Here is a 471-nt window from a genome sequence, read left to right as displayed (position 1 = left end):
CTTAGCCTGATCCGTTACCAGTGAAAGTAACGTTCAGTCTATCTTTCTATCACATACCCAAATTTTTAAAGAACGATCTAATCAAAGACTAGAAATCAATATTCGCACCGGAATATTCATTTCTAAGCTCTAACAAGCAGAAGCAGTTAATGGTGGAGCCAAGCGGGATCGAACCGCTGACCTCCTGCGTGCAAGGCAGGCGCTCTCCCAGCTGAGCTATGGCCCCATACAAAATTGGTGGGTCTGGGCAGATTCGAACTGCCGACCTCACCCTTATCAGGGGTGCGCTCTAACCAACTGAGCTACAGACCCAATTTCGAGCGCGTAACTGATTAGCTCAGAGCTATCAGCTTGGAGCTTAAAGCTGCTTCTATCGTCTTCTTCAATGAATCAAGCAATTCGTGTGGGAACTTATGGAGCAGCTGATGTCGTCGATTAAGGAGGTGATCCAGCCGCAGGTTCCCCTACGGC

General features: G+C 48.2%; 2 tRNA genes. Both read right to left on the bottom strand.

The features are described from left to right. Positions 1-150: 150 nt before the first annotated feature. Positions 151-226 (bottom strand) — tRNA-Ala (locus tag ACTJKS_RS28070). A gap of 9 nt (positions 227-235) precedes the next feature. Then, a tRNA-Ile gene (locus ACTJKS_RS28065) sits at positions 236-312 on the bottom strand. Positions 313-471 lie beyond the last annotated feature (159 nt).

This window comes from Pseudomonas sp. 22189, assembly GCF_052045635.1.
Lineage (GTDB): Bacteria > Pseudomonadota > Gammaproteobacteria > Pseudomonadales > Pseudomonadaceae > Aquipseudomonas > Aquipseudomonas parakoreensis.
This window is presented reverse-complemented; position numbering and strand designations above follow the sequence as displayed.